Origin of the sequence: Acidovorax sp. LjRoot194 (assembly GCF_964253015.1) — a bacterium.
Classification (GTDB): Bacteria; Pseudomonadota; Gammaproteobacteria; order Burkholderiales; family Burkholderiaceae_C; genus Acidovorax.
This window is the reverse complement of record NZ_CAXUQB020000001.1, coordinates 3,164,909-3,189,720: the sequence shown is the minus strand read 5'-3', so window position 1 is coordinate 3,189,720 and position 24,812 is coordinate 3,164,909. Positions and strand designations below refer to the sequence as shown.

Genomic DNA, 24,812 nt, shown 5'->3' with positions numbered 1-24,812 from the left:
ATGGTCTTCGGGCCATTCCGCTTTTTTTATGGAACGTCGACAGAGGGGGCCGCGCCGGGGCGCGGGGCCAGCACGTAGTCGGGGTGCTGCCCCGTCAGCAGCAAGAACATGGCGTACGCGGGCCCCTGCATGTTGCGTTCATCGGTATTGCTCTCGAGCGCCTGCCAGGTGCGCGACTGCACGCCGCCCCGGCTGCCGGTCTGCAGTGGATAGCCCATCAGTTCCGCGGCCTGGGCCTGGCTGAGGCCGGCGGCGGTGCGGCTGGCCTTGAGCTGGTCGCCGGTGGGGATGGGCATGGCAATGGGGATGGCAGGGCGTGGAATCTCGGGCATGGTTTTGCTATGAAAATGAGAGCTTTTTGCGCTGCAGGGGGGCGCGTCAGAGGCCATTTTTAGTCAAAATACCCCGCCGACATATGGGTGTGGCGCAGGCGCGTCATTGGAGAAGATAGAGGAACGGCCGCGATGCCTGTCGGCGTGGGCAGCTCCTAGAATTATTCTCACTTGACGAGCGTCAACACTGACAACAAGCCGCGCACCCAGCGGCATCCGAGGAGGGATTCGTGAGTTACACCATCCAGATCTGGGAAAAGCCCGCGGATTGGCCTTGGCCCACCACCAAGGCCGAAGCGGACGCGCAGTACGAGCGTGCGGAGGCTGCTCCCCAGCTGCCCATGAACCCTAAGTTCGCAGCCTGGGCCCAGGCCGTCGAGCAGCGGTTTCCGGGGTTCTGGGACGTCTACCTCGGTGGCCCGGAGTTGACCGATCCCACCTGGGGTGTGGGTATCAACACCCGCTCTTCGGACTGGGGCCAGCCGTTTGACGATGGCTGGGAGCAGGCAGTCCGGTTGGGTCTGAACTTGTATGACCCGCAAAGCGGTGTGCATTACTTGGCCAACGGCGATGCGCCCGAAGAGCCGGATCTGCCGGTGCGGCGTGCGGCGCGCTTTCGCGAGGCTGGCGACGATGCCGGAGCCTGGGCGGAGTACCGCCGCTGGGCTGCGCGGGGCAACCCGCATGCCGTCTACGCGCTGGGCCGGGCCTTGCGCTTTGGCACCATGGGCCAGCGCAGGCACTTTGACCTGGCAGCCGCGCTGCAGCTCATGGGCGCACACGATGCGGAAACTCGTCAGGATGCCCAGACGTTTTTCCAGCGGTTTCCCGACGAAGCCAAGTCGCGCATACAGGTGTTGATGGCGCGCCTGAAGTCGGCGCCAGGCGAGCAACTGCTGCAAATCATCGACCACGATCGCAAAGCGGTGGACGCCGCTGTGGCCCGCAGCGAGCAATTGGCCCTGTACTCGCGCAAACACATCGAAGCCACTGATGCCCTGCAGCCTGCTGCGGCCCAGGGCCACGAGGTCGCAGCCTTCCTGCATGCGCTGGATACCGTGATCGGCTGGGAGCAGCCCAACTACGAAAGCGCCCGCTACTGGTGCCAGCGCGCGGCCGAGTGGGACCACGAGCCCGCCAAGCGCCTGCTGGCCGTGATGCACGAGCGGGGCTGGGGCGGCACGGTGGACACGCAGCAAGCCATGAAGTGGAGCGCCGCCGCGCAAGAGCAACGGCAACGGGCGCAGACAAAGCAGCGGGCAATGGAGGAGGCCGAATCGCCCGGCGGCCTGAGCCTCGTGCCCATGGCGCCCGCCTCACCTGCGCCTGGCCCAGCAGCACCTGTAGCCTGGACCGGCAACGTGCTGCGCGACCTGCCAGGCTGGTATGCGCGCGAAGGCAACCCCCATGCCGCCTTTCACCTGGGGACGAGTGACGAGCACGGCCGCTATGGCGCACCTGTCAACCTGGCCCAGGCCCGTGCCTGGTACGCCCATGCGGCAGAGGCGGGCCATGCCGATGCCACCTACAACCTGGGGAACTTCATCGAGAGCGGAAAGGGAGGCGCCAAGGACGTGCTGATGTCCAAGGCGCTGTTCATGCTGGCCAACACGCGCGGCACCACCATGCAGGTAGCCGACCTGCGTATCCGGCGTGAAGAGCAGAGCCCCGTGCGCGCCCTGGTGGCCGCGCTGCGCGAGCCGGGACGCCTCTGCGCAGTGCTGAAGGAGCGGAGCCTTTTGGCACCAGTGGCGGTTGTTGCACCTGTGGCGCCTCTGCCGTCAGCCGGCAAGCCCCTGGCGGCCACTGCGGCAGCAGGCCTGTCTGCCACGGAGTGGGGCCGCACGGGCGAGGCCGCGGCACAGACCGCCGGGAGTCCGCGCAATACACCCGCTGCACCTGCTACCTCTACCGCCAGGCCGCGCCCTCCAGCCACGTTGGACGACGGCGAGAGCGAAGCGCTGCCGGGGAGCGCAGGCCGCCGAGGGCGAAACAGCCCGGCCGCCACTTCGGGTTTTTCGTTGCACTTGGGCCATGTGGCGCTGGCCATCGGTGTGGCCAATGTGGTGTTGCTCATTGCGTTCGTGAAGCCTGGCGCGAGTTTTCGGATGGCGATGGCGGCGCTGGGGTTGGTCGCAGCCTTCGGTGCCTGGCGCACCGCGCGCGATTTCGACTGGTCGGTGCCTGCGCGCGCTGTGGCGGCGGTGTTGGCGGCCGTGCCCATCTTGGGCATGGCCGTGTGCCTGAGTTTGCTCTTCAAGGCCGTGCGAGAGCGCGGGTGATCCGGCACCATGACCGCGGCGGAACCCCTCCCGGTGCCTGCCGAAGCCAACCGGGCAGACCAGGCATTGCCGTCAAGCGGCCGACACCTCGTGCTGCAGCATCTGCGCAAAGTAGGACTCGGGCGTGATGTTGGTGTAGTTCGGGATGTCCGCCGTCAGCTCCGCGGCCGTCTGGCGCGCTGCTGCTTGCGCCTGTGCGAGGTCGCTGAAGAAGGCGTTGGTCAGTGCCACCACCTGCCCGGGGCGGGGCTCGCCGGGGTAGAGCACGCGATCGCTCTCCAGCCGCACCAGGCCTAGCGGCTGCAGGGCCGCACGGGCAATGAGCATATGCTCGCTGTGGTAGTAGTCGTGGTCGAAGCTGGCGCCCTCGCGCCAGCGGTACAGGGCTGTGATCTTGATCATGCAGCGTGTCTCCCGTCAAAGGCCGCCGCCATGGCCGCCTGCGGCTTGAACGGTAAGGGCGCGCAGCCCGTGTCTGCAGCCGCTTGCGCGACAGTGCACGGCGACGGGGCCGATGATGGGCGTCATGGGAGTGCATTGCTCGGTGCCGCCAAACCTTCTTGGTGCGTGCACGCAGCCTCTTTCGAAGGAAAAGCGCGGCGTCGAACAGGTGCTACAACAGCACCCGACCCTCGGCAGGAAAGGCGCCTGACTGCAGTTCTTCGCGGGTCAAAGGTCGGCCCTGCCACACGGTGGCGTGCGCGGCGCCCGTCGCAACCCCCAGCTCGCGCAAGGCACGAATCTCCACCTGGGTGTATCCGCCCTCCGGGTCTCCGAGGGGGTGGATCACCATGCGCGGCGACGGGGTCATCAGGCGCTTCCAGCCAGCGGGAGCGGCCTGGATGACGAAGTGCTTGAGCACCGCTTCCGCCAGCACGAAGTCGGACACCAGGGACCGCGGATGCCCGAACGGGTTGGCCCACGACCCGCCCGACTGCGCCGCAGCCTGCCTGGCTGCGCGGCCTACCGCCAGGACGCTCGGCGTCGCGCCCGGAGACAACGCCACCTCCGGCAGGTCGCGGACCCGCACGTTGGACTTCACATTGAGCACGCTGACCTCGGCCGGCGAGAGCTGCACGTAGTACACGGGGAGCAGGGATTGGAGCATGGCGCTTTGACAAGGGGATGCCGCGAGCCTAGCACTGCGTGGCCTTGTGCCGCCACACGCCGAACCCCGGCGCGACGCTGCTGGAGGAGGGCGGTGAAAGCCTGAATGACCCGGTCACCGCGCCAACCAGCGCGCGGCAATCTCAAAAGCCCCATCGCGAGCGCACCCGTGGATCGCACTTTCCCGCGCCACAGGTGCGACCCCCAGGTGGGGGAGGCCCTCAGCGCCTTGAGGGGCCTACTCCTCCTCGCCCAGGAACCCGCCGCTCTGGTGGCCCCACAGCCGTGCGTAGACGCCGCCTTGCGCCAGCAGTTGCGCGTGGGTGCCTTCCTCGACAATGCGGCCGGCATCCAGCACGATGAGCCGGTCCATGGCCGCGATGGTGGACAGACGGTGCGCAATGGCGATCACGGTCTTGCCCTCCATCAGGGTGTCCAGGCTTTGCTGGATGGCGGCTTCCACTTCGGAGTCGAGCGCGCTGGTGGCTTCGTCCAGCAGCAGGATGGGCGCGTCCTTGAGCATCACGCGCGCAATGGCCACGCGCTGGCGCTGTCCACCCGACAGCTTCACACCGCGCTCGCCCACCTGGGCGTCGTAGCCGGATCGGCCCTGCAGATCGTTCAGGTTGTCGATGAACTCCGAGGCCTCGGCGCGCTGCGCTGCGGCGTGCATGTCTTCCTCGGTCGCGTCCGGGCGGCCATACAAAATGTTGTCGCGCATCGAGCGGTGCAGCAGCGACGTGTCCTGCGTGACCATGCCGATGTTGCGGCGCAGGCTGTCTTGCGTCACGAGTGCGATGTCCTGCCCGTCGATCAGTACCCGGCCCGAGCGCACGTCATGAAAGCGCAGCAGCAAGTTGACCAGGGTGGACTTGCCCGCGCCCGAGCGGCCGATGAGGCCGATCTTCTCGCCGGGCCGAATGGTGAGCTGCAACTGGTCGATGACGGGGCGGCCATTGCCGTAGGCAAAGCTCACATTGTCGAAGTGGACCTCGCCTTGGGTCACCTGCAGGGGCTGCGCGTCGGGTGCATCCACCACGGTGCGCGGCTTAGTCAGCGTGTTGATGCCGTCCTGGATCGTGCCCACACTCTCGAACAGCGTGGTCATCTCCCACATCACCCAATGGGCGTGGCCGGACACACGCAGCGTCATGGCAATGACGGCGGCGACGGCGCCAGCGCCCACCTCGCCCAGCGTCCAGAGCCACAGCGCGGTGCCGCAGGCGCCCAGGATCATGCCCACCACCAGCGCCTGGTTCACGATCTCGAAGCGGCTCACCAAACGCATCTGCGCGTAGCCCGTGAGCTTGAAGGCATCCATCGCCGCCCGCGCAAATTCCGACTCGCGCCGCGTGTGCGAGAAGAGCTTGACGGTGGCGATGTTGGTGTACGCGTCGGTGATGCGCCCGGTCATCACCGAGCGCGCATCGGCCTGCGCCTTGCCCACCTTGCCAAGGCGCGGCACGAAGTACCAGCACGCCAAGCCGTAGGCCACGATCCACACGGCGAAGGGCACGATCAACCGCGCATCGAAACCCGCCAGCAGCACGAGGATGGTGACAAGGTAGATACCCATGCCGATCACCACATCGGTGGTCGTGAAGATCATGTCGCGCACTGCCAGTGCGGTCTGCATGATCTTGGTGGTGATGCGGCCTGCAAACTCGTCGGCGTAGAACGCCATGCTCTGGCCGAGCATCAGGCGGTGAAAGTTCCAGCGCAGGCGCAGCGGAAAGTTGATGGCCAGCACCTGGTGCTTGAGGCTGGTCTGCAAGCACACCAGCACCAAGGTGCCCATCAGCAGGGCCACAATGCCCAGGATGGCGCCCTTGCGCTCGGCCCACAAAGCGGCTGGAGCCACCGTGGAGAGCCAGTCGACCACATGCCCGAGCACGGCGAAGAGCAGGGCCTCGAACACGGCAATCGCGGCGGACACGACCGCCATCGCGACCACGTAGCCGCGGACGCCCCGGGTGCCGTCCCAGACGAAGGCCATGAAGTCCTTCGGCGGCAGATGGGGTTCCGCAGGGGGATAAGGGGAAATGCGGCTTTCGAAATACTTGAACACGTAGCAAGGCTCCTTGGAACCTGTTCCAGGTCTATGGGGGTGATCGCACTGGATTGGACTGGAATGACGGGACGCGTGTACCGCGCCCTTGGGACTTTTGCCCGTGCAAAGCAGCAGGCGCGCGAGCCACGGCCGAGTTCATCGGCCCGAAATCACTCCAACCCCCTCTGGCAACCAGGTTGCCGAGCGGTCCGCGGCCCGGCGGCTTGGCGGCGTTCAGCGCTTGTGGACAGTCGGCAACGACGACAGCGTCGGCTGCGCGACCCGCCAAGCGTCTGTCCCGGCCGGCACTAGGCGACACTGAAAGACGTAGGAAACAGGTGGTGAACCCGTGATGGTAGAGGACCTGCGGTACTGGGGTGTGTCAGAAGAGGCCTTGTCCGCGGATTGCATGGGTGAACCGTAGGGGCTGCCAGCGCTGGCGCCGTTTTTGTGCGCGCATTATTTTGCGCGGTCGCGCAGGCCGGCCGCCGCGCTACAGCAGCACGGTGACCACCACGATCACCACGCCCAGCGCCAGATTAACGGCCACCCACTGGCGGATGCTGGCCATGGCCTGGCCGCCAGCGGGCCAGTCCGATGCTGCCACTGCGCGCTGCAGGCGCTTGAACAGTGCAAAGCGGATGTGGCCGAAGATGGCCATCATCACGATGCCCAGCGTGGCCATGATTGTCCAGTCGAGCGGCATCGCAAAGGCGCCGCCAGATTGCACCGTCTGCTTGGCCACCCGGCCGATCATCCAGAGCCCGCTGGCCAGCACCACCACCACAGCCACCGTCACGGCGGCCAGAAAGCGCTGCAGCACGTCGTGCATCAGGCGCAGGCGCTGCGGCGGCTCCAGCGACTGGGCGGCGGGACGTAAAAAGAAATGGGCAAAGACCATGCCGCCGATCCACACGACGATGGAGAGAATGTGGGCGAGTTTCAGAGCGTTGTAGAGCATGGTGGGGTATTTGAAATTGCCTGGTGTGCGGTGGATCCGAGCGAGGTCGCTTTGCGGCGGCGGGCCTTGCGCACGGATTGTGCCGCGAAGCGCTGTTGCGGCGACCCTCCGGCGCGTAGGGCCACAGGGCGCAGGGCTTGAAACACCATCGGCGTGCCCGTTGACCACACCTGTCAGTCACGTACCCAGCGACTGCTTTCGCCGCTTTCTCCCAGACCGGCTGTCGATGTGGAGCAGACGCGGTGTGCTGCGTCAGACAGGGCGAGCGGGCTTCACGGCGCCGCCATGCGCACCTGATTGCCGCCGTGCTTTTTGGACAAATACATGGCCTCGTCTGCGTGGGTCAACAGGTGGTGCGCGTCGGCTCCGTGCTCTGGGTAGACCGACACGCCGATGCTGGGCTGCACGGCCAGACGGTGCCCGCCCACCTCGAAGGCTTCGCTGAACGCAGCCAGAATCTTGCCTGCCACCGAGGCCGCGTGGTCGCGCACGTGGCCAGACTCCAGCAGCACCACGAATTCATCCCCGCCCAGCCGCGCCACCGTATCGGAGCTTCGCACGCAACTTTGCAGACGCTGCGCGACCTGCTGCAGCAGCAGGTCTCCCATCGCATGGCCCAGGGTGTCGTTCACGTCCTTGAACCGGTCCAGGTCGATGAACAGCAACGACAGCAGGCGCTCCTCCCGCCGCGCGCGGGCAAGCGCCGTGCTCAGGCGGTCCAGGAACAGCTGGCGGTTGGGCAACTGCGTGAGCTGGTCGTACTGGGCCATGCGCTCCAGCCGCTCGTGCAGTTGCTTGCGCTCGATGGCGGCCGCCACCTGGGTGGAGACGAACTGCAGCAGTTCTTTGTCCTTGTCGGTGTACCGCCCTTGCTCCGTGTAGCTCTGCAGCACCAGGGCGCCCAGCACCCCGTTCTGGGTGGACAGCGGCACGGCCAGCCAATATAGCGGGGCGCCAGGGGCGGGTGCGGCCTGCGGTAGCGGCAGCACGCGGTGCGTCGTCTCGGGCGTGATGAGCAGTGTGGTGCCGCTGTGAATGATTTCGCGACACAGCCGGATCTGCTCGTCCGACACGAGCGCCGGAGCGCCCGGCAAAGACCCGTCGCCGGGGCGCGCGTGGTACGGAAAGCTCAGCGTGCCGCTACCCGCGTCGTGCAAGGCCACCGAAAAGTGGGCTGCATGCAGCAGCGCGCCCACGATCTCGTGAATGCGCTGGAACAGCGACTCCAGAGTGCGCGCGGCGTGCGCTGCCTCGGAGATTTCGTAGATGGCCGACTGCATGGATTCGGTGAACTTGCGCTCGGTGATGTCGTGCGCCACAGCCAGACGGACCTTGCGGTCGGGCAGCCAGCGCGCGGTCCAGCGGATGTGGGCCACCGTGCCGTCCTTGCGCAGGTAGCGGTTTTCGAACTGCAGCTGCAACTGGCCCTCCATCACCCGCTGCGCTTGTTGCTGTGTGCTGGACAGGTCGTCCGGGTGCACCAGGTCCAGCATGCGCAGTCCTACGGCTTCACCCGGCGTGTAGCCAAAGATGCGTTCGAACGCCGGGCTTACGAAAACAATGGTGCTGTCCGGCTGCACGACGCAGACAGCGTCCAGCAACAGGTCGACGATGTTCGCGGAAGAAATTCTTTGCATGGACTGTGCGTATCCGCGGGCGTAAGCAGAAAGCCCATTGTGCAGTGCCGCGCATCTGTTGCCGCCCGCTGTGTGCAAACGCCACGCTGACGCGCGTTGGCTTGACGGCTTCCATGGGGGGCCGCTTGGTGCCGGGCTGCATGGGGTGGGCGGCGTGACGCATCCCCTGTGTGCTGCGAGTTGCGCCCTTAGAGCAGGCCCGCGCTGTGTGCGGTTCTGTCCGCAGGCGGAACACCGCGCAGCACTCTTTCTGGCGTTCGTTTTTTGCAGCAAGACCAGCCTGCAATTCAGTGGAAACGGTCGCGGCGCCCGGTCACACAGATGCGAAATTCTGACTTGCACGGGTCGGAACAATATGTTGTGAGCACTGCAGATTTCGGTGGAATATGTCTTGTTGAAAAAAATGCCTGTTGCCATCGCTCCAATCGGCAGATTGTTGTGTGGGAAGAATTTTTTTGAAATTTTACGATTTCATCCACAAAGATAATTCACCTTCTTGTTGAATCGTCCCAGCCGGTTCAGTCACTTTTTGGTAAATCGCTTGCGCAACCGTAAGCATTCTGAGTTGACTATGCCATCTGGAATGTGCCCGCCTCGCACAACAGCCTTGCATTGGGCAAATAGAAAAGAGGACTTGGCGGGTTCAGTGCCCGTGCTCGGGGACAGATTCCAAGTGTGATGTAGATAGGCCCCCCTCGCCGGGCAGGCCCACCAACAACTGCAGTGCAAAGCCGTGAGGGCTCAATGCATCGTGAAATCAGCGTTTATGCAGTGCGTGTTCAGTACTGAACTTTGATCAGGCGGCTTCGGCCGCAGGTTAAGTCATGGCATCAGCCAGTTGGCCGGGTGAATCTCACCATGGCGGCAGTACTGAATCGATCAAATTATTTGCAGCCTCATCGTTTTTCACTTCCAAGGTGGCAATTGGCATTGGTTCGGCCGCATGGCGATATTTTCGTCTCACGCACCGAAGTTTTTATTGTTTCGATGGAGTCTACTCTCGCGGTGATGTTCAAACTCTGAAAGAAGTCATTCCGGCCACCTTGATTGGCCTGCTTGGGTTTGTTTCGTTGTCCATATGTTGAATGCTGTTTGCAGTATTGATTTATTTTCCTGCCACGTAGTGAATGGTTTGGTAAATATTTTTATGCATGATTATTAATTGATTGAAATAAAATGACCGCTGAAGTCTACGCATCCGTAGTAAAAATCGATAAATCGACAACGTCTGGGCCGGTAAACATCGAGCGATCGCCGGCACCCAGGACCGTGGCGACCCCAGGCCAAGGCCTGGCACGAATCAGTGCGCGGGGCGGCGTCACGATCGAATTGATGCAGGTGGACACCCAGCGGGCTCCTGATGTCGTCAAGGTTCGGCGTGTCGGTGCGAATCTGGAAGTGGATTTTCTGGAGGACGCGACCGGCAGTTCGGACTTGGTCATCGAAGATTTCTATGAGCAGGATGGCGCCAGACTGGTGGGCTACGGCAAGGATGGCGGGGTGTATGACTACGTCGCGCAGTCAGGCGGGTCCGGGCAAGGCTTGACCGGATTGGTGGATGGTGGAGAAGGGGCCGTGCAGGTTTTGGCCGAGCCGGCGTCAGGTTCGGCCATGGGCGAGGGATTTGCCGCCATGCCCCTGTTGCTGGTGGGCGGGGCAGCGCTCTCGGCCGCCGCAATTTCCAGCATGGACACAAGCCCGGTGGCGGCTCCTGTACCTACCAAGCCCAACGCGCCAACGAGTTACAACGACAACTCGGCTCCCGTGATCAATGCCCGCAGTGCTGCCGCTGCAACCAACGACACCACGCCGGGCTTGAATATCGGCACCGGCCTGATCAATCCAAAGCTGTACGTGAATGGCAAAGAGGTTGCCGCAACGTACGATGCGGCAACCGGCACGCTCACGCCCAACACGCCTTTGCCCGAAGGCTCCTACAAGCTCACGTACACCCACGCCAACAGCGATGGCGTGTACAGCGAGCAGAGTGCCGCACTGGTGCTAGTGGTGGACACTACTGCGCCTGGCAAGCCAGCCACCGCGACAAGCTATAGCGACAACGTGGGCGCCGTCCAAAGTGTCAACAGCACTGCCGCTGCCACCGACGATAGCACCCCAGGGGTGAACGTCGGCGTGGGCCTCAGCGGTGCAAAACTGTACGTGGATGGCGTACAAGTGCCTGCCACTTACGATGCCGAAACAGGGACCCTCACGCCCAGCAAGCCGCTGGCAGACGGCCCCCACAAAATCACCTACACCGTCAGCGACGAGGCCGGTAACGAAAGCCTCCAGAGCGACCCTATTTCGGTCGCAGTGAACACCGCCAACGTGGTCAAACCGCCTGCGCCCACCGTTTACGACGATAACTCCGCCCCCATCGTCAATGCCCAAAGCACGGCATCGACCACCAATGACACCACGCCCGGGCTGAAGGTTGGTACCGGGCTGAGCAACCCCAAGCTGTACGTGGACGGCACCGAGGTGCCTGCCACGTACGACGCCACGACTGGCACCCTCACGCCAAATGTGCCATTGTCCGAAGGCAAACACAGCCTCACCTACGCCAACACCAGCGCGTCAGGCACGCTGAGCGAGCAGAGCGACGCCCTGGTCGTGACGGTGGACACGACGCCACCGGCCACGCCCACCACGGCGCCTGTGGGCTACAAGGATGACGTGGGATCGGTGCAAAACTCCAGCAGCACGGCGGCAGCAACCGATGACACCAAGCCTGGCATCCTGGTGGGCCAGAACCTCACGGACACGCCCAAGCTGTACGTGGACGGCGTGCAGGTGCCTGCGGTCTACGACGCGGCCACCGGCACGCTCACACCCAGCAGCGCATTGACGGAAGGCGCGCACACCGTCAGCTACACGCTGACCGACGCAGCCGGCAACGAAAGCGGCAAGAGCCCAGCGCTGAGCCTGACGGTGGACACCACCGCGCCAAAAGCCGGCAGCGAAGGCGCTTTGACGCTGACGGACGACGTGGGTGCGGTCAGGGGCGAGGTGGCCCTCGGCGGCGTGACCGACGACGCAAGGCCCACGTTCAAAGGCACCGGTGCTGGTGCCGACGTGGCCAAGGTCAATGTGTATGACGGCAACACCCTGGTGGGCACCGCCACGGGCAACAGCAACGGCAACTGGAGCTTCGAGCCCACGACGCCAATGAGCCCTGGCGACCACAACCTGACGGCGCGCCCCGTGGATGCGGCGGGCAATGAGGGGCCAGCCAGCAGCGGGTGGAATTTCAAGGTGCAGGGCGACACGCCCGCCGCTCCCGCGATCACGGGCGTGACTGACAACGCCGGTGGCGTGACGGGCAGCATTGGCAAGAACGGCACGACCGACGACACCACGCCTACAGTCAGCGGGACTGGCACGGCGGGCACCACCGTCAAGCTGTACGCCAACGGCCAGGAGGTAGGCTCGACCACGGTGGCCGCAGATGGCACCTGGACGGCAACCAGCAGCGCTCTTGCGGGCGATGGCACCAAGCTGCTGACGGCCAAGACGATCGATAGCGCAGGCCAGTCCAGCGCGGAAACGGTGGCCTACACGATTGTGCTGGACACCACAGCGCCCACCAAGCCGGGAGTGGCAACAGCCACGGACGACCAGGGCGCCGTCACAGGCCCCATCGCCAACGGCGGTGCGACCGATGACACCACACCCACGCTGAGCGGCTCCGGTACGCCAGGCGACACCATCAAGGTGTACGACAACGGCACCTTGCTGGGCAGCGCACCGGTGCAGCCCAACGGCAGCTGGAGCTTTACACCCGCCACGCCGCTGGGCAGCGGCGCGCACACCATCACCACCACCGCGACCGATGCGGCAGGCAACATCAGTGCGGCGAGCGACCCACTGAACATCTCGGTGGACACCAGCGGACCAGCGACAGGCAGCGAAGGCACGCTGACACTGCTGGATGACGTGGGGTCGGTCAAGGGCGAGATCACGCGCGGCAGCATGACGGACGACGCGCGGCCCACCTTCAAGGGCATGGGCGCCGGCGCCGACGTGGCCAAGGTCAACGTGTACGACGGCGCTACGCTGCTGGGCAGCGCCGTGGTGACCAACGGCAGCTGGATCTTCGAGCCCGCCACGCCATTGGCCAGCGGCGACCACAACCTGACCGCGCGCCCGGTGGACGCGGCCGGCAATGAAGGCCCTGCCAGCACCGGATGGAACTTCAAGCTCCTGGGGGATGCGCCTGCGCAGCCGGCGATTACCGGCGTGAATGACAACGCTGGCAGCGTGACCGGCAACATTGCCAAAGGCGCGACCACGGACGACACCACCCCCACGGTCAGCGGCACGGGCACGGCGGGCACCACCGTCAAGCTGTATGCCGATGGTGTGGAAGTTGGCTCAGCCACCGTGGCACAAGACGGCACCTGGCGGATCGCCAGCAGCACCCTCACCGGCGACGGCACCAAATTGCTCACCGCCAAGGCCTTCGACGGCGCGGGCCAGTCCAGCAACGAAACCGGCGCGTACGCGATCGTGCTGGACACCACGGCCCCGGCCAAGCCCGGCGTGGCCACGGCCAATGACGACCAGGGCGCCGTCCAGGGCCCGGTGGTCAACGGTGGCACCACCGACGACGCCACCCCCACCCTGAGCGGCGCGGGCACACCGGGCGACACCGTCAAGGTGTACGACAACGGCACATTGCTAGGCAGTGCCGCAGTGCAAAGCAACGGCAGTTGGAGCTTCACGCCCACAGCGCAGTTGGGCAGCGGCGCGCACGCCATCACCACCACCACCACCGATGCGGCGGGCAACACCAGTGCGACCAGCGACCCGCTGAGCTTTACCGTGGACACCAGCAACGTCACCGTTTCGGTGGGCAAGGCAGTGGACGACGCCGGCAGCAAGAAGGGCGACCTGGCCAACGGCGCCAGCACCGACGACACCACGCCCACGCTGGTGGGCACGGCGGCGGCCGGCGCCACCGTCACCGTCAAGGAGGGCGGGGCCACGCTGGGTACCGCCACAGCCGACGCCAATGGCGCCTGGAGCTTTACGCTGCCTGCGCAAACGCAAGGCGTGCACAACTACACCGTGGAGGCACGCAATGCTGCAGGCACGACCGGCAGCACCAACTTCGGCCTCACCATAGACACCACGGCGCCCGCTGCGCCCAACATCGGCGGTGTCTCTGACGACGTGGGCACGGTACAAGGCCCGGTCGCCAACAACGCCAGCACGGACGACACCACGCCGACGCTCTCGGGCACCGGCGGTACGGCAGGCGACACGATCAAGGTCTACGACAACGGTTCATTGCTGGGCAGCACGCAGGTGCAGGCCAATGGGAGCTGGAGCTTCACGCCGCTGACGCCACTGACTGACGGCAGCCATCCGCTCACGGTCACGGCGACAGACCCGCAGGGCAACGAAAGCACGCTGAGCGCAGCCTACGCGGTCAGGGCGGACACCACGGCCCCGGCGACGCCGACGGCGGCACCCGCGGGCTACAAGGACGACGTGGGTGCGGTGCAAAGCGCCAGCAGCACCGCAGCGACCACTGACGACACCCGCCCTGGCATTCTTGTGGGCCAGAACCTCTCGGACACGCCCAAGCTGTACGTGGATGGTGTGGCGGTGGCCGCAGCTTACGATCCCGCCACAGGCACGCTGACGCCCAGCAGCCCGCTGGCCGATGGCGCCCATACTTTCAGCTACACGCTGACCGACGCGGCAGGCAACGAGAGCGGCAAGAGCCCTGCGCTCGCCATCACCGTGGACAATGTTGCGCCGGCAACCGGCGGCGAAGGCACGCTGACACTGCTCGACGATGTCGGGTCGGTCAAGGGCGAGATCACCCGCGGCAGCGTGACCGACGACGCGCGGCCCACCTTCAAGGGCATGGGCGCCGGCGCCGACGTGGCCAAGGTCAACGTTTACGACGGCGCCACGCTGCTAGGCAGCGCCTTGGTGACCAATGGCAGCTGGATCTTCGAGCCCACCACACCGTTGGCCAGCGGCGACCACAACCTGACGGCGCGCCCGGTCGATGCGGCGGGCAACGAAGGCCCTGCCAGCGCCGGATGGAACTTCAAGCTCCTGGGCGATGCGCCTGCGCAGCCGGCGATTACCGGCGTGAATGACAACGCTGGCAGCGTGACCGGCAACATTGCCAAAGGCGCGACCACGGACGACACCACCCCCACGGTCAGCGGCACGGGCACGGCGGGCACCACCGTCAAACTCTATGCCGATGGCGTGGAAGTAGGCTCAGCCATCGTGGCACAAGACGGCACCTGGCGGATCGCCAGCAGCAACCTGACCGGCGACGGCACCAAGCTGCTCACCGCCAAGGCCTTTGACGGCGCGGGCCAGTCCAGCAACGAAACCGGCGCGTACGCGATCGTGCTGGACACCACGGCACCGGCCAAGCCCGGCGTGGCCACGGCCAATGACGACCAGGGCGCCGTCCAGGGGCCGGTGGCCAGCGGCGGTACCACCGACGACGCCACCCCCACGCTCAGCGGCGCGGGCACACCCGGCGATACCATCAAGGTCTACGACAACGGCACGCTGCTGGGCAGCGCTGCGGTGCAGGGCAATGGCAGCTGGAGCTTCACCCCCACGACGCCGCTGGGCAGCGGTGCGCACGCCATCACCACCACGGCGACCGATGCGGCGGGCAACACCCGTACGGCCAGCGACCCGCTGAACTTCACGGTGGACACCAGCAACGTCACTGTGTCGGTGGGCAAGGCAGTGGACGATGCCGGCAGCAAGAAGGGCGACCTGGCCAACGGTGCGAGCACCGATGACACCACGCCCACGTTGGTGGGCACGGCGGCGGCCGGCGCCACCGTCACCGTCAAGGAAGGCGGTGCCACGCTGGGCACTGCCACGGCAGACGCCAGCGGCGCCTGGAGCTTCATCCTGCCTTCGCAGACACAGGGGCAGCACAACTACACCGTCGAGGCCCGCAATGCGGCCGGCACCACCGGCAGCACCAGCTTCGCGCTCATCGTCGACACCACGCCCCCGGCAGTACCGTCCATCGGCGGCGCCACGGACGACGTCGGCACCGTGCAGGGGCCCGTCGCCAACGGCGCGAGCACCGACGACACCACACCTACGCTGTCGGGCACGGGCGCCACAGCCGGCGACACCATCAAGGTCTATGACAACGGCGCGCTGCTGGGCAGCACCACCGTGCAGGCCAACGGGAGCTGGAGCTTCACGCCCCTGACGCCGCTGACCGACGGCAGCCACCCGCTGACGGCGACCGCCACCGACTCGCAGGGCAACGAAAGCACGCCGAGCGTGGCCTACACCCTCAAGGTCGACACCACGGCCCCGGCCACGCCGACGGCCGCACCCGCGGGCTACAAAGACGACGTGGGCGCGGTGCAGAGCGCCAGCAGCACGGCGCAAAGCACCGACGACACGCGCCCCGGCATCCTGGTGGGGCAAAACCTGACGGACACACCCAAGCTGTACGTGGACGGCATTGCGGTAGCTGCCGCGTACGACCCGGCCACCGGCACGCTGACCCCGGCGGCGGGCCTCGCCGACGGCGCCCACACATTCAGCTACACGCTGACCGACGCGGCAGGCAACGAGAGCGGCAAGAGCCCTGCGATCGCCATCACCGTGGACACCGGCGCGCCTGCCACCGGCAGCGAAGGAACCCTCACGCTGCTGGACGACGTGGGCACCGTCAAGGGCGAAATCGCCCGCGGCAGTGTGACCGATGACGCACGGCCCACCTTCAAGGGCACGGGCGCCGGTGCCGACGTGGCCAAGGTCAACGTGTACGACGGCGCGACTCTGCTGGGCAGCGCCGTGGTGACCAACGGCAGCTGGATCTTCGAGCCCGCCACGCCACTGGCCAGCGGCGACCACAACCTGACTGCGCGCCCGGTGGACGCAGCCGGCAATGAAGGCCCCGCCAGCGCTGCCTGGACTTTCAAGCTGCTGGGCGACGCACCGGCGGCTCCCGCCATCACCGGCGTCAGCGACGACGCAGGCAACGTGACCGGCTCCATCGCCAAGGGCGCCACGACCGACGACACCACGCCCACCGTCAGTGGCACAGGCACGGCCGGCACCACCGTCAAGCTGTATGCCGACGGCGTGGAGGTCGGCTCCACCACCGTCGCGCAGGACGGCACCTGGCGGGTGACGAGCAGCGCGCTCGTGGGCGACGGCACCAAGCAACTTACCGCCAAAGCCATCGACGGCGCAGGCCAGGCCAGTCCCGAGACGGGGGCCTATGCGATCGTTCTGGACACCACGGCACCCGCCAAGCCGGCTACGGCTACGGCCAGCGACGACCAGGGCTCCGTGCAGGGCCCGGTGCCCAACGGCGGTACCACCGACGACGCTTACCCGACGCTGAGCGGATCCGGCACGCCGGGCGACACGGTCAAGGTCTACGACAACAACGGCAACGGCGCCACCTTGCTGGGCACAGCGCTGGTGCAAGGCAACGGCAGCTGGAGCTTCACCCCCACGACGCCGCTGGGCAGCGGTGCGCACGTCATCACCACCACGGCGACCGACACGGCGGGCAACACCAGTGCGGCCAGCGACCCGCTCAACATCACGGTGGACACCAGCAACGTCAGCGTGTCGGTCGGCAAGGCCACCGACAACGCCGGCAGCAAGCAGGGCGATCTGGCCAACGGTGCGAGCACTGACGACACCACACCGACTCTGGTGGGGACGGCGGCCGCCAACGCGACGATCACCGTCAAGGAAGGCGCCACCACCGTGGGCACGGCCACGGCCGACGCCAGCGGTGCCTGGAGCTTCACGCTGCCTGCGCAGACACAAGGCCTGCACAACTACACCGTCGAGGCGCGCAATGCGGCGGGCACCACCGGCAGCACCAGCTTCGCCCTGACCATCGACACCGCCGCTCCGGCCGTGCCGGCCATCGGCGATATCACCGACGACGTCGGCACTGTGCAAGGCCCGGTCGCCAACGGCGCCAGCACCGACGACACCACACCCACGCTGTCGGGCACCGGTGCCACGGCGGGCGACACCATCAAGGTCTATGACAATGGCGTGCTGCTGGGCAGCACGCAGGTCAGGCCGGGCGGCAGCTGGAGCTTCACCCCGCAGACACCGCTGACCGACGGCAGCCACCCGCTGACGGTGACCGCCACCGATCCGCAGGGCAACGAAAGCACGCAGAGCGCGGCCTACACGGTCCGGGTGGACACGGCGGCTCCGACAACCCCCACGGCAGCACCCGCAGGCTACAAGGACGACGTGGGCGCGGTGCAAAGCGCCAACAGCACGGCTCCCGCCACCGACGACACCCGCCCGGGCATCCTGGTGGGCCAGAACCTCACCGACACGCCCAAGCTGTACGTGGACGGCGTGCAGGTGGCTGCGGCCTACGACCCCGTCACGGGCACACTCACCCCCAGCACTGCGCTGGCCGATGGCGCGCACAACATCAGCTACACGCTCACCGACGCAGCCGGCAACGAAAGCGGCAAGAGCCCGGCGCTGAGCCTGACGGTGGATACCAGTGCACCGACCTCCGGCAGCGAAGGCACATTGACCCTGCTGGACGACGTGGGCGCCGTCAAGGGCGAGATCACCCCGGGCAGCATGACCGACGACGCTAAGCCCACCTTCAAGGGCATGAACGCGGGGCCCGACGTGGCCAAGGTCAATATCTACGACGGCGCCACACTGCTGGGCAGCGCCGTGGTGACCAACCGCAGCTGGAGCTTCGAGCCCGCCACACCGCTGGCCAGCGGAGACCACAACTTCACGGCGCGCCCTGTGGACGCTGCAGGCAACGAAGGCCCCGCCAGTACCGCGTGGAACTTCAAGCTGCTGGGCGACGCCCCGCGGGAGCCCGCCATCACCGGCGTGAGCGACAACGCTGGCGGTGTGCAAGGCAATATCGCAAAGGGCGCGGCCACCGACGACACGACGCCCACCGTCAGCGGAACGGGCGCCGCTGGCACCACCGTCAGGCTCTACGCCGACGGCGTGCAGGTGGGTTCGACCACCGTGGCGCAGGACGGCACCTGGCAGGTGACGAGCAGCGCGTTGACAGGCGACGGCACCAAGCTGCTGACGGCCAAGGCCTTCGACGGCGCAGGCCAGTCGAGCACCGAAACCGGTGCCTATGCGATCGTGCTGGACACCACCGCACCGGCCAAGCCCGGCGTGGCCACGGCCAATGACGACCAGGGCGCGGTCCAGGGCCCGGTGTCCAACGGCGGCACGACCGACGACTCCACACCCACCCTGAGCGGCTCCGGCACGCCGGGCGACACGGTCAAGGTCTTTGACAACGGCGTCCTGCTGGGCAGTGCATCGGTGCAGGCCAACGGCAGCTGGAGTTTCACGCCCACCGCGCAACTGGCCAGCGGCGCGCACGCCATCACCACCAACACCACCGATGCGGCCGGCAACACCAGTGCAACCAGCGATCCGCTGAACTTCACGGTGGACACGAGCAATGTGAACGTCTCTGTCGGCAAAGCGATGGACAACGCTGGCCCCAAGCAGGGCGACCTGGCCAACGGCGCCAGTACCGACGACACCACGCCCACACTGGTCGGCACGGCAGCGGCCGGCGCCACCATCACCGTCAAGGAAGGCGCCACCACGCTGGGCACGGCCACGGCCGACGCCAGCGGTGCCTGGAGCTTCCTGCTGCCGACGCAGGTGCAAGGCCTGCACAACTACACGGTGGAGGCACGCAACGCCGCGGGCACCACGGGCAGCACCAGCTTCGCCCTGACCATCGACACGACGCCTCCCGCCGTGCCGACCATCGGCGGCGTGTCCGACGACGTGGGCACCGTGCAGGGACCGGTGGCCAGCGGCGCGACCACGGACGACACGACGCCCACGCTCACCGGCTCAGGCGCCACCGCGGGCGACACCATCAAGGTCTACGACAACGGCGCGCTGCTGGGCAGCACGACGGTGCAGTCCAACGGCAGCTGGAGCTTCACGCCCACGGCACCCCTCCCGGAAGGCAGCCACCCGCTGACGGTGACCGCCAACGATCCGCAGGGCAACGAAAGCACGCCGAGCGCGGCCTACACGGTCAGGGTCGACACCACGGCCCCGTCCGCACCGGTCGCACCTGCGGCGTACAAGGACGACGTGGGCGCGCTGCAGAGCGCGAACAGCACTGCGCCGACCACCGACGACACCCGCCCGGGCATCTTGGTGGGGCAGAACCTTACCGAAACGCCCAAGCTGTATGTCGATGGCGTGGCGGTGGCGGCGGCCTACGACCCGGCGACCGGCACCCTCACACCCGCCACTGCGCTCGCCGAAGGCCCGCACAGCATCAGCTACACGCTGACCGACGCGGCCGGCAATGAAAGCAGCAAGAGCCCGGCGTTCAGCCTTACCGTGGACACGAGCGGCCCGGCGGCCGGCGGCGAAGGCACGCTGACCCTGCTGGATGACGTAGGCTCGGTCAAGGGCGAGATCGCCCGTGGCGGCATGACCGACGACGCGCGCCCCACGTTCAAGGGGACCGGCGTAGGCGCTGACGTAGCCAAGGTCAACGTCTACGATGGCTCCACGCTGCTGGGCAGCGCCATCGTGACGAACGGCGCCTGGAGCTTCGAGCCTGCCACCCCGCTGGCCAGCGGTGACCACAACCTCACTGCGCGTCCGGTGGACGCCGCGGGCAACGAAGGACCCTCCAGCGCAGGCTGGAACTTCAAGCTGCTGGGCGATGCCCCCGCACAGCCGGCCATTACCGGCGTGAGCGACAACGCAGGCAGCGTGACGGGGACCATCGCCAAGGGCGATACGACGGATGACACCACACCCACCGTCAGCGGCACCGGCACGGCAGGCACCACCATCAAGCTCTACACCGACGGTGTGGAAGTCGGCTCCACCACCGTGGCCCCGAACGGCACCTGGAGCGTGACGAGCAATGCCCTGACTGGCGACGGCACCAAGCTGCTGACGGCCAAGGCCATCGACGGCGCGGGCCAGTCCAGTGCCGAGACGGGTGCCTATGCCATCGTGCTAGACACCACTGGTCCGGCCAAGCCGAGCGCGCCCACGGCCACGGACGACCAGGGCGGCGTGCAAGGCGCCGTGGCCAACGGCAGCACGACCGACGACGCCACCCCGACCTTCAGCGGCTCGGGCACGCCGGGCGATACCGTCAAGGTCTACAACAATGGCACGCTGCTGGGCAGCGCAGTCGTACAAACCAATGGCAGCTGGAGTTTCACGCCCACGGCGCAACTGGCCAGCGGTGCGCACGCCATCACCACAACGGCCACGGACGCGGCCGGCAACACCAGCGTCACGAGCGACCCGCTGAATTTCACGGTGGATACGAGCAACGTGACCGTCTCGGTGGCCAAGGCCACCGACAACGCGGGCAGCAAGCAGGGCGACCTGGCCAACGGCGCAAGCACCGACGACACCACGCCCACGCTGGTCGGTACGGCAGCGGCCAACGCGACGATCACCGTCAAGGAAGGCGCCACCACCGTGGGCACGGCCACGGCCGACGCCAGCGGTGCGTGGAGCTTCATCCTGCCGGCGCAGGCGCAAGGCCAGCACAACTACACCGTGGAGGCCCGCAACGCGGCGGGCACCACGGGCAGCACCACCTTCAGCCTGACGATCGACACCACGGCACCTGCGGTACCGTCCATCGCCAATGTCACGGACGACGTGGGCACGGTACAGGGCCCGGTGGCCAACGGCGCGAGCACCGACGACACCACGCCCACGCTGTCGGGCACGGGCGGGACGGCCGGCGACACCATCAAGGTCTACGACAACGGCGCTCTGCTGGGCGCCACCACCGTGCAGGCCAACGGCAGCTGGAGCTTCACGCCCACCGCGCCTCTGACCGAAGGCAGCCATCCGCTGACCGTGACGGCCACCGACCCTCAGGGCAACGAGAGCACGCCGAGCGCGGCCTACACCGTCAAGGTCGACACGACGGCACCGAGCACCCCGGCGGCACCACCCGCAGGCTACAAGGATGATGTGGGTGCGGTGCAGGGCGCCAACAGCACGGCACCGACTACGGACGACACCCGCCCGGGCATCCTGGTGGGGCAGAACCTCAGCGACACGCCCAAGCTGTACGTCGATGGCGTGGCGGTGGCCGCCGCCTACGACCCGGCCACCGGCACACTCACGCCCACGGCGGCACTGCCCGACGGCGCTCACACGTTCAGCTACACGCTGACCGATGCGGCAGGCAACGAAAGCAGCAAGAGCCCGGCATTGAACATCACCGTGGATACCGGTGCGCCTCCGGCTGGAGCAGCACCCACAAGCTACGACGACAATTCCGCGCCGGTCACCAATGCCAACAGCACGGCACCGGCCACCAACGACACCACGCCCGGCATCAATGTCGGCACAGGCCTGACCAACCCCAAGCTGTATGTCAACGGCACGGCTGTGGCTGCGACCTACAACGCGGCGACGGGCACACTCACGCCGAACGTTCCGCTGGCTGACGGAACCTACAACCTGACCTTTACGTCCGCCAACAGCGCGGGCACGGACAGTGCCCAGAGCGGCCCCTTGGTGCTCAAGGTGGACACCACGCCACCGGCGGCGCCCACGATTGCCTTGGACCAGGACACTGCAGGCACTCAGACGGGTTCGTCGAGCGACGCCTACACCAGGAACGGAAGCTACACAGCAGGCGGCGTGGAGCAAGGCGCGGTCGTCCAGTACAGCCAGGACGGTACCAACTGGAGCGCGAGCAAACCCACCGCGGTGGAGGGGGCCAACACGATCAGTGTTCGCCAGATCGATGCAGCGGGCAATGTGAGCGGCAGCAACTCCGTGTCCTTCACTCTGGACACGAGCACCGCTGCGCCCAGCCAGACAACGGCGCAGAACGTCTTCGTTGGTACCGCGCCGTCCTTTGTGCTGACTGGGCAGCAGGTCAACACCACCACGGCGGGCGATCAGTCCGGTCCTGTCACGGTGAAGACCAGCAACGGCGGCTATTTCACAGCCTGGTACGACAACGCACTGAACGACCCTGCAGGCGCGGTGCACGGGCAGTACTACACCGCCAATGGCATCAAGATCGGCAATGAGCTGACTTTTGGTGGCGGCAACTGGCAGGTCAACGGCAACGGCTATGCCAACATGCCGATGCTGAGCGCCGTGGCGCTGGACAATGGCAAGGTGGTGCTGTCATGGCAGACCGAGGACTCCAACGGCGGTGTGGGCGGAGGCGGCTCCAACGCCACCAGCGAAGTGGCCTATGCAACGGCCACCCTGACAGGCAGCACGGCTTCGGCAGGTGCGCCCACGTTGGCGAACACGACACTGGCTGGAAACCAGTCCGGCCCGGCCATGGTGGCTACCAAGGATGGCGGATTCTTCATGGCCTGGTACAACGCGGACGACACGGACCCCCAAGGCGTGGTGCGCGGACAGTTCTTTGATGCCAATGGGAACAAGACCGGTGGGGAGCTCCAACTGGGTAGCTGGCAGGTCAATGGCGACTCCTGGGCTGTGGGTCAGCCACCGCTGAGCGCCGTGACACTCAGCAATGGCAGCATCGCAGTGGCATGGACGGCTGAAGGCGGCCCGGCAGGCCCCAACACGGCGTCTACCGAAGTAGCTCAGGTCGTGGTGTCCAGCACGGGCACGGTGGGCCCGCAATCCGTGGCCAACACCACGACGGCAGGCAACCAGGGCGCGCCGGTGATGGTGGCGACCAGCGATGGCGGTTACTTCATCGCCTGGTTCAACGACGACAGCAGCGTCAAAGGCGGCCAAGGCCAGATCAGCGGCCAGTACTTCAATGCCAGCGGCAGCAAGGTCGGTGGTGAGGTGGCCCTGGGCACCTGGGTGGTCAATGAAAACACCCAGGTCGACATGCCTTTCCTGACGGCCACCGCGCTCCAGGGTGGCAAGGTCGCCGTGGGCTGGCAAACCGAAGACAGCACCAACAACACCGGCCCCACGGACACCAACGAGGCAGCGATGGTGGTGGTGAGCAACAACGCTGGTGCAGTGACGGTCAGTGCCCAAACCATGGTCAATACGACCACGGCAGGGAACCAGTCCCCGCCGACCATGGTCGGATTGGACACCGGCGGATTCTTTGCTGCCTGGTACGACGATTCCTGGGCTGACCCAGGCAACTCCGTGATTCGCGGCCAGTACTTCAATGCCCAGGGCGCGAAGGTCGGCAGCGAAATTCTGGTGAGCAATTACCGGGCGGAACTCAGCGACGCGGGAGAGCAGCCACCGCTGCACGTCACCGCGTTGGTCGGTGGCAAGGTGGTGGTGTCCTGGAACACCGAGGCTGACGATGCCAGGGACGGCAGCGGTGCCGCTGTCTACCAGGCCGTCATCGACATGCCTGCCACGACAGTGGTCAATGGCACGGCGGAACTGAACAGCACGGTGACGCTGAAAGACGGTGCAGGCGCCGTCCTCGGTACGACGGTGACGGATGCGCAGGGACAGTGGCAGATCACGACGAGCGAAGTGCAGGACAGCACCAGGCCCCTGTACGCGACCGTGGTCGACAAGGCCGGCAACAGCGTGACCAAGCCCATCAACTTCACGCCGCCGGTGGTGTTGGACCTGAACCACGATGGCCACATCGAATACGGCCATGTCGTGATGGACGTGACCGGAGACGGCGTAGCGGAGCGCACCGCCTGGACAGGCGCCAACGATGGCGTGCTGGTGTGGGACAAGCACGGCGATGGTGTGGTGCACGACAGCAGCCAGTACGCCTTTACCCAGTACGGCGGCAGCACCGACCTGCAAGGCCTGGCCGCACGCTTCGACACCAACCATGACGGCGTGTTCGATGCGAACGACAAGGAGTTCTCGCAGTTCGCGGTGTGGCGCGATGCCAACCAGAACGGTTTGAGCGATGCGGGCGAGGTCCGGTCGCTGGCCGAATGGGGCATCACGTCCATCGGTTTGACCAGCGATGGACAGGTGCGGCACGGCGACGGCGTGATCGAGTTCGGGCGCACATCGGCCACCATGGCTGACGGGTCGTCGATGTTGGTGGCCGACGCCATGTTCGCCCACGATTCGCTGGACGCCCTGGTGCAAAACGCCACTGTCGCTCCGCATGACGACCCGGGCACGGACGACGCATCGCCTGTCACGGTGGATATGAAGCCGTTGGAGGTCCATGCCTTTGCCACCAAGCCGCTGTTGTTGACGGTCGACGGCAACGATGCAGGGCGACTGGACGGTGCTGGCGCGAAGCACGCGAGCGCGACGGCGTCCATCGACGACCACACACCTGACGTGTGGCACAGCGCGATGGCGAATCTGCTGGTCGACCAGCAAGCCGCGCTGCACCCGGTGCTCTGATTCCGGGAGCGACCAAAGCCACGGGCCACCAGGTCCGTGGCTATTTCTTCTCTGTGCATGGATTCCCTTGCGCCCTGTCCAGTGCGAATGGGCGCAAGCCAGCACACAAGAAAT

At 66.5% G+C, this 24,812-nt stretch carries 9 protein-coding genes; 3 read left to right on the top strand and 6 right to left on the bottom strand.

What is annotated here, in order from left to right; translation table 11 throughout:
- Positions 1 to 26: 26 nt before the first annotated feature.
- Positions 27 to 332, bottom strand: a complete 306-nt coding sequence (locus ACSQ3N_RS14295; protein WP_436146627.1) for a helix-turn-helix domain-containing protein — start codon at positions 330 to 332, stop codon at positions 27 to 29.
- 230 nt (positions 333 to 562) lie between these two features.
- Here ACSQ3N_RS14295 and ACSQ3N_RS14290 point away from each other — a divergent pair, with 230 nt between their 5' ends.
- Positions 563 to 2,614 (top strand): tetratricopeptide repeat protein, encoded by a 2,052-nt coding sequence (locus ACSQ3N_RS14290; protein ID WP_056165744.1) that lies wholly within the window; start codon positions 563 to 565, stop codon positions 2,612 to 2,614.
- A 72-nt stretch (positions 2,615 to 2,686) separates the two neighbouring features.
- Here the strand turns inward: ACSQ3N_RS14290 and ACSQ3N_RS14285 are convergent, their stop codons facing one another.
- The 5 genes from ACSQ3N_RS14285 to ACSQ3N_RS14265 all read right to left on the bottom strand — a co-directional run bounded on the left by ACSQ3N_RS14285 (position 2,687) and on the right by ACSQ3N_RS14265 (position 8,369).
- Entirely contained in the window at positions 2,687 to 3,016 is a 330-nt protein-coding gene (locus ACSQ3N_RS14285; RefSeq protein ID WP_056165747.1) for an EthD family reductase, read from the bottom strand.
- A 211-nt stretch (positions 3,017 to 3,227) separates the two neighbouring features.
- Complete coding sequence (locus ACSQ3N_RS14280) at positions 3,228 to 3,722, bottom strand: hypothetical protein (RefSeq protein ID WP_056165750.1); 495 nt, start codon at positions 3,720 to 3,722, stop codon at positions 3,228 to 3,230.
- Positions 3,723 to 3,959: 237 nt separating this feature from the next.
- Positions 3,960 to 5,789, bottom strand: a complete 1,830-nt coding sequence (locus ACSQ3N_RS14275) for an ABC transporter ATP-binding protein (RefSeq protein WP_056165755.1) — start codon at positions 5,787 to 5,789, stop codon at positions 3,960 to 3,962.
- Between the two features lie 475 nt (positions 5,790 to 6,264).
- Positions 6,265 to 6,732, bottom strand: a complete 468-nt coding sequence (locus ACSQ3N_RS14270) for a CopD family protein (protein WP_056165759.1) — start codon at positions 6,730 to 6,732, stop codon at positions 6,265 to 6,267.
- A 272-nt stretch (positions 6,733 to 7,004) separates the two neighbouring features.
- Positions 7,005 to 8,369, bottom strand: coding sequence for a diguanylate cyclase domain-containing protein (locus ACSQ3N_RS14265; protein WP_436146626.1), 1,365 nt, complete (start codon positions 8,367 to 8,369; stop codon positions 7,005 to 7,007).
- 824 nt (positions 8,370 to 9,193) lie between these two features.
- On the opposite strand from ACSQ3N_RS14265, the gene ACSQ3N_RS14260 reads away from it, so the two are divergent.
- Positions 9,194 to 9,454 (top strand): hypothetical protein, encoded by a 261-nt coding sequence (locus ACSQ3N_RS14260; protein WP_436146625.1) that lies wholly within the window; start codon positions 9,194 to 9,196, stop codon positions 9,452 to 9,454.
- A gap of 247 nt (positions 9,455 to 9,701) precedes the next feature.
- Positions 9,702 to 24,698: an Ig-like domain-containing protein gene (locus tag ACSQ3N_RS14255; protein WP_436146624.1), complete on the top strand. Its 14,997-nt coding sequence runs from the start codon at positions 9,702 to 9,704 to the stop codon at positions 24,696 to 24,698.
- Positions 24,699 to 24,812 lie beyond the last annotated feature (114 nt).

What these genes read in the sequence shown, in the direction of transcription:
- ACSQ3N_RS14295 (WP_436146627.1), bottom strand. Translation starts at nt 332, where the DNA reads ATGCCCGAGATTCCACGCCCTGCCATCCCCATTGCCATGCCCATCCCC.
- ACSQ3N_RS14285 (WP_056165747.1), bottom strand. Translation starts at nt 3,016, where the DNA reads ATGATCAAGATCACAGCCCTGTACCGCTGGCGCGAGGGCGCCAGCTTC.
- ACSQ3N_RS14280 (WP_056165750.1), bottom strand. Translation starts at nt 3,722, where the DNA reads ATGCTCCAATCCCTGCTCCCCGTGTACTACGTGCAGCTCTCGCCGGCC.
- ACSQ3N_RS14270 (WP_056165759.1), bottom strand. Translation starts at nt 6,732, where the DNA reads ATGCTCTACAACGCTCTGAAACTCGCCCACATTCTCTCCATCGTCGTG.
- ACSQ3N_RS14265 (WP_436146626.1), bottom strand. Translation starts at nt 8,369, where the DNA reads ATGCAAAGAATTTCTTCCGCGAACATCGTCGACCTGTTGCTGGACGCT.
- ACSQ3N_RS14260 (WP_436146625.1), top strand. Translation starts at nt 9,194, where the DNA reads ATGGCATCAGCCAGTTGGCCGGGTGAATCTCACCATGGCGGCAGTACT.
- ACSQ3N_RS14255 (WP_436146624.1), top strand. Translation starts at nt 9,702, where the DNA reads ATGCAGGTGGACACCCAGCGGGCTCCTGATGTCGTCAAGGTTCGGCGT.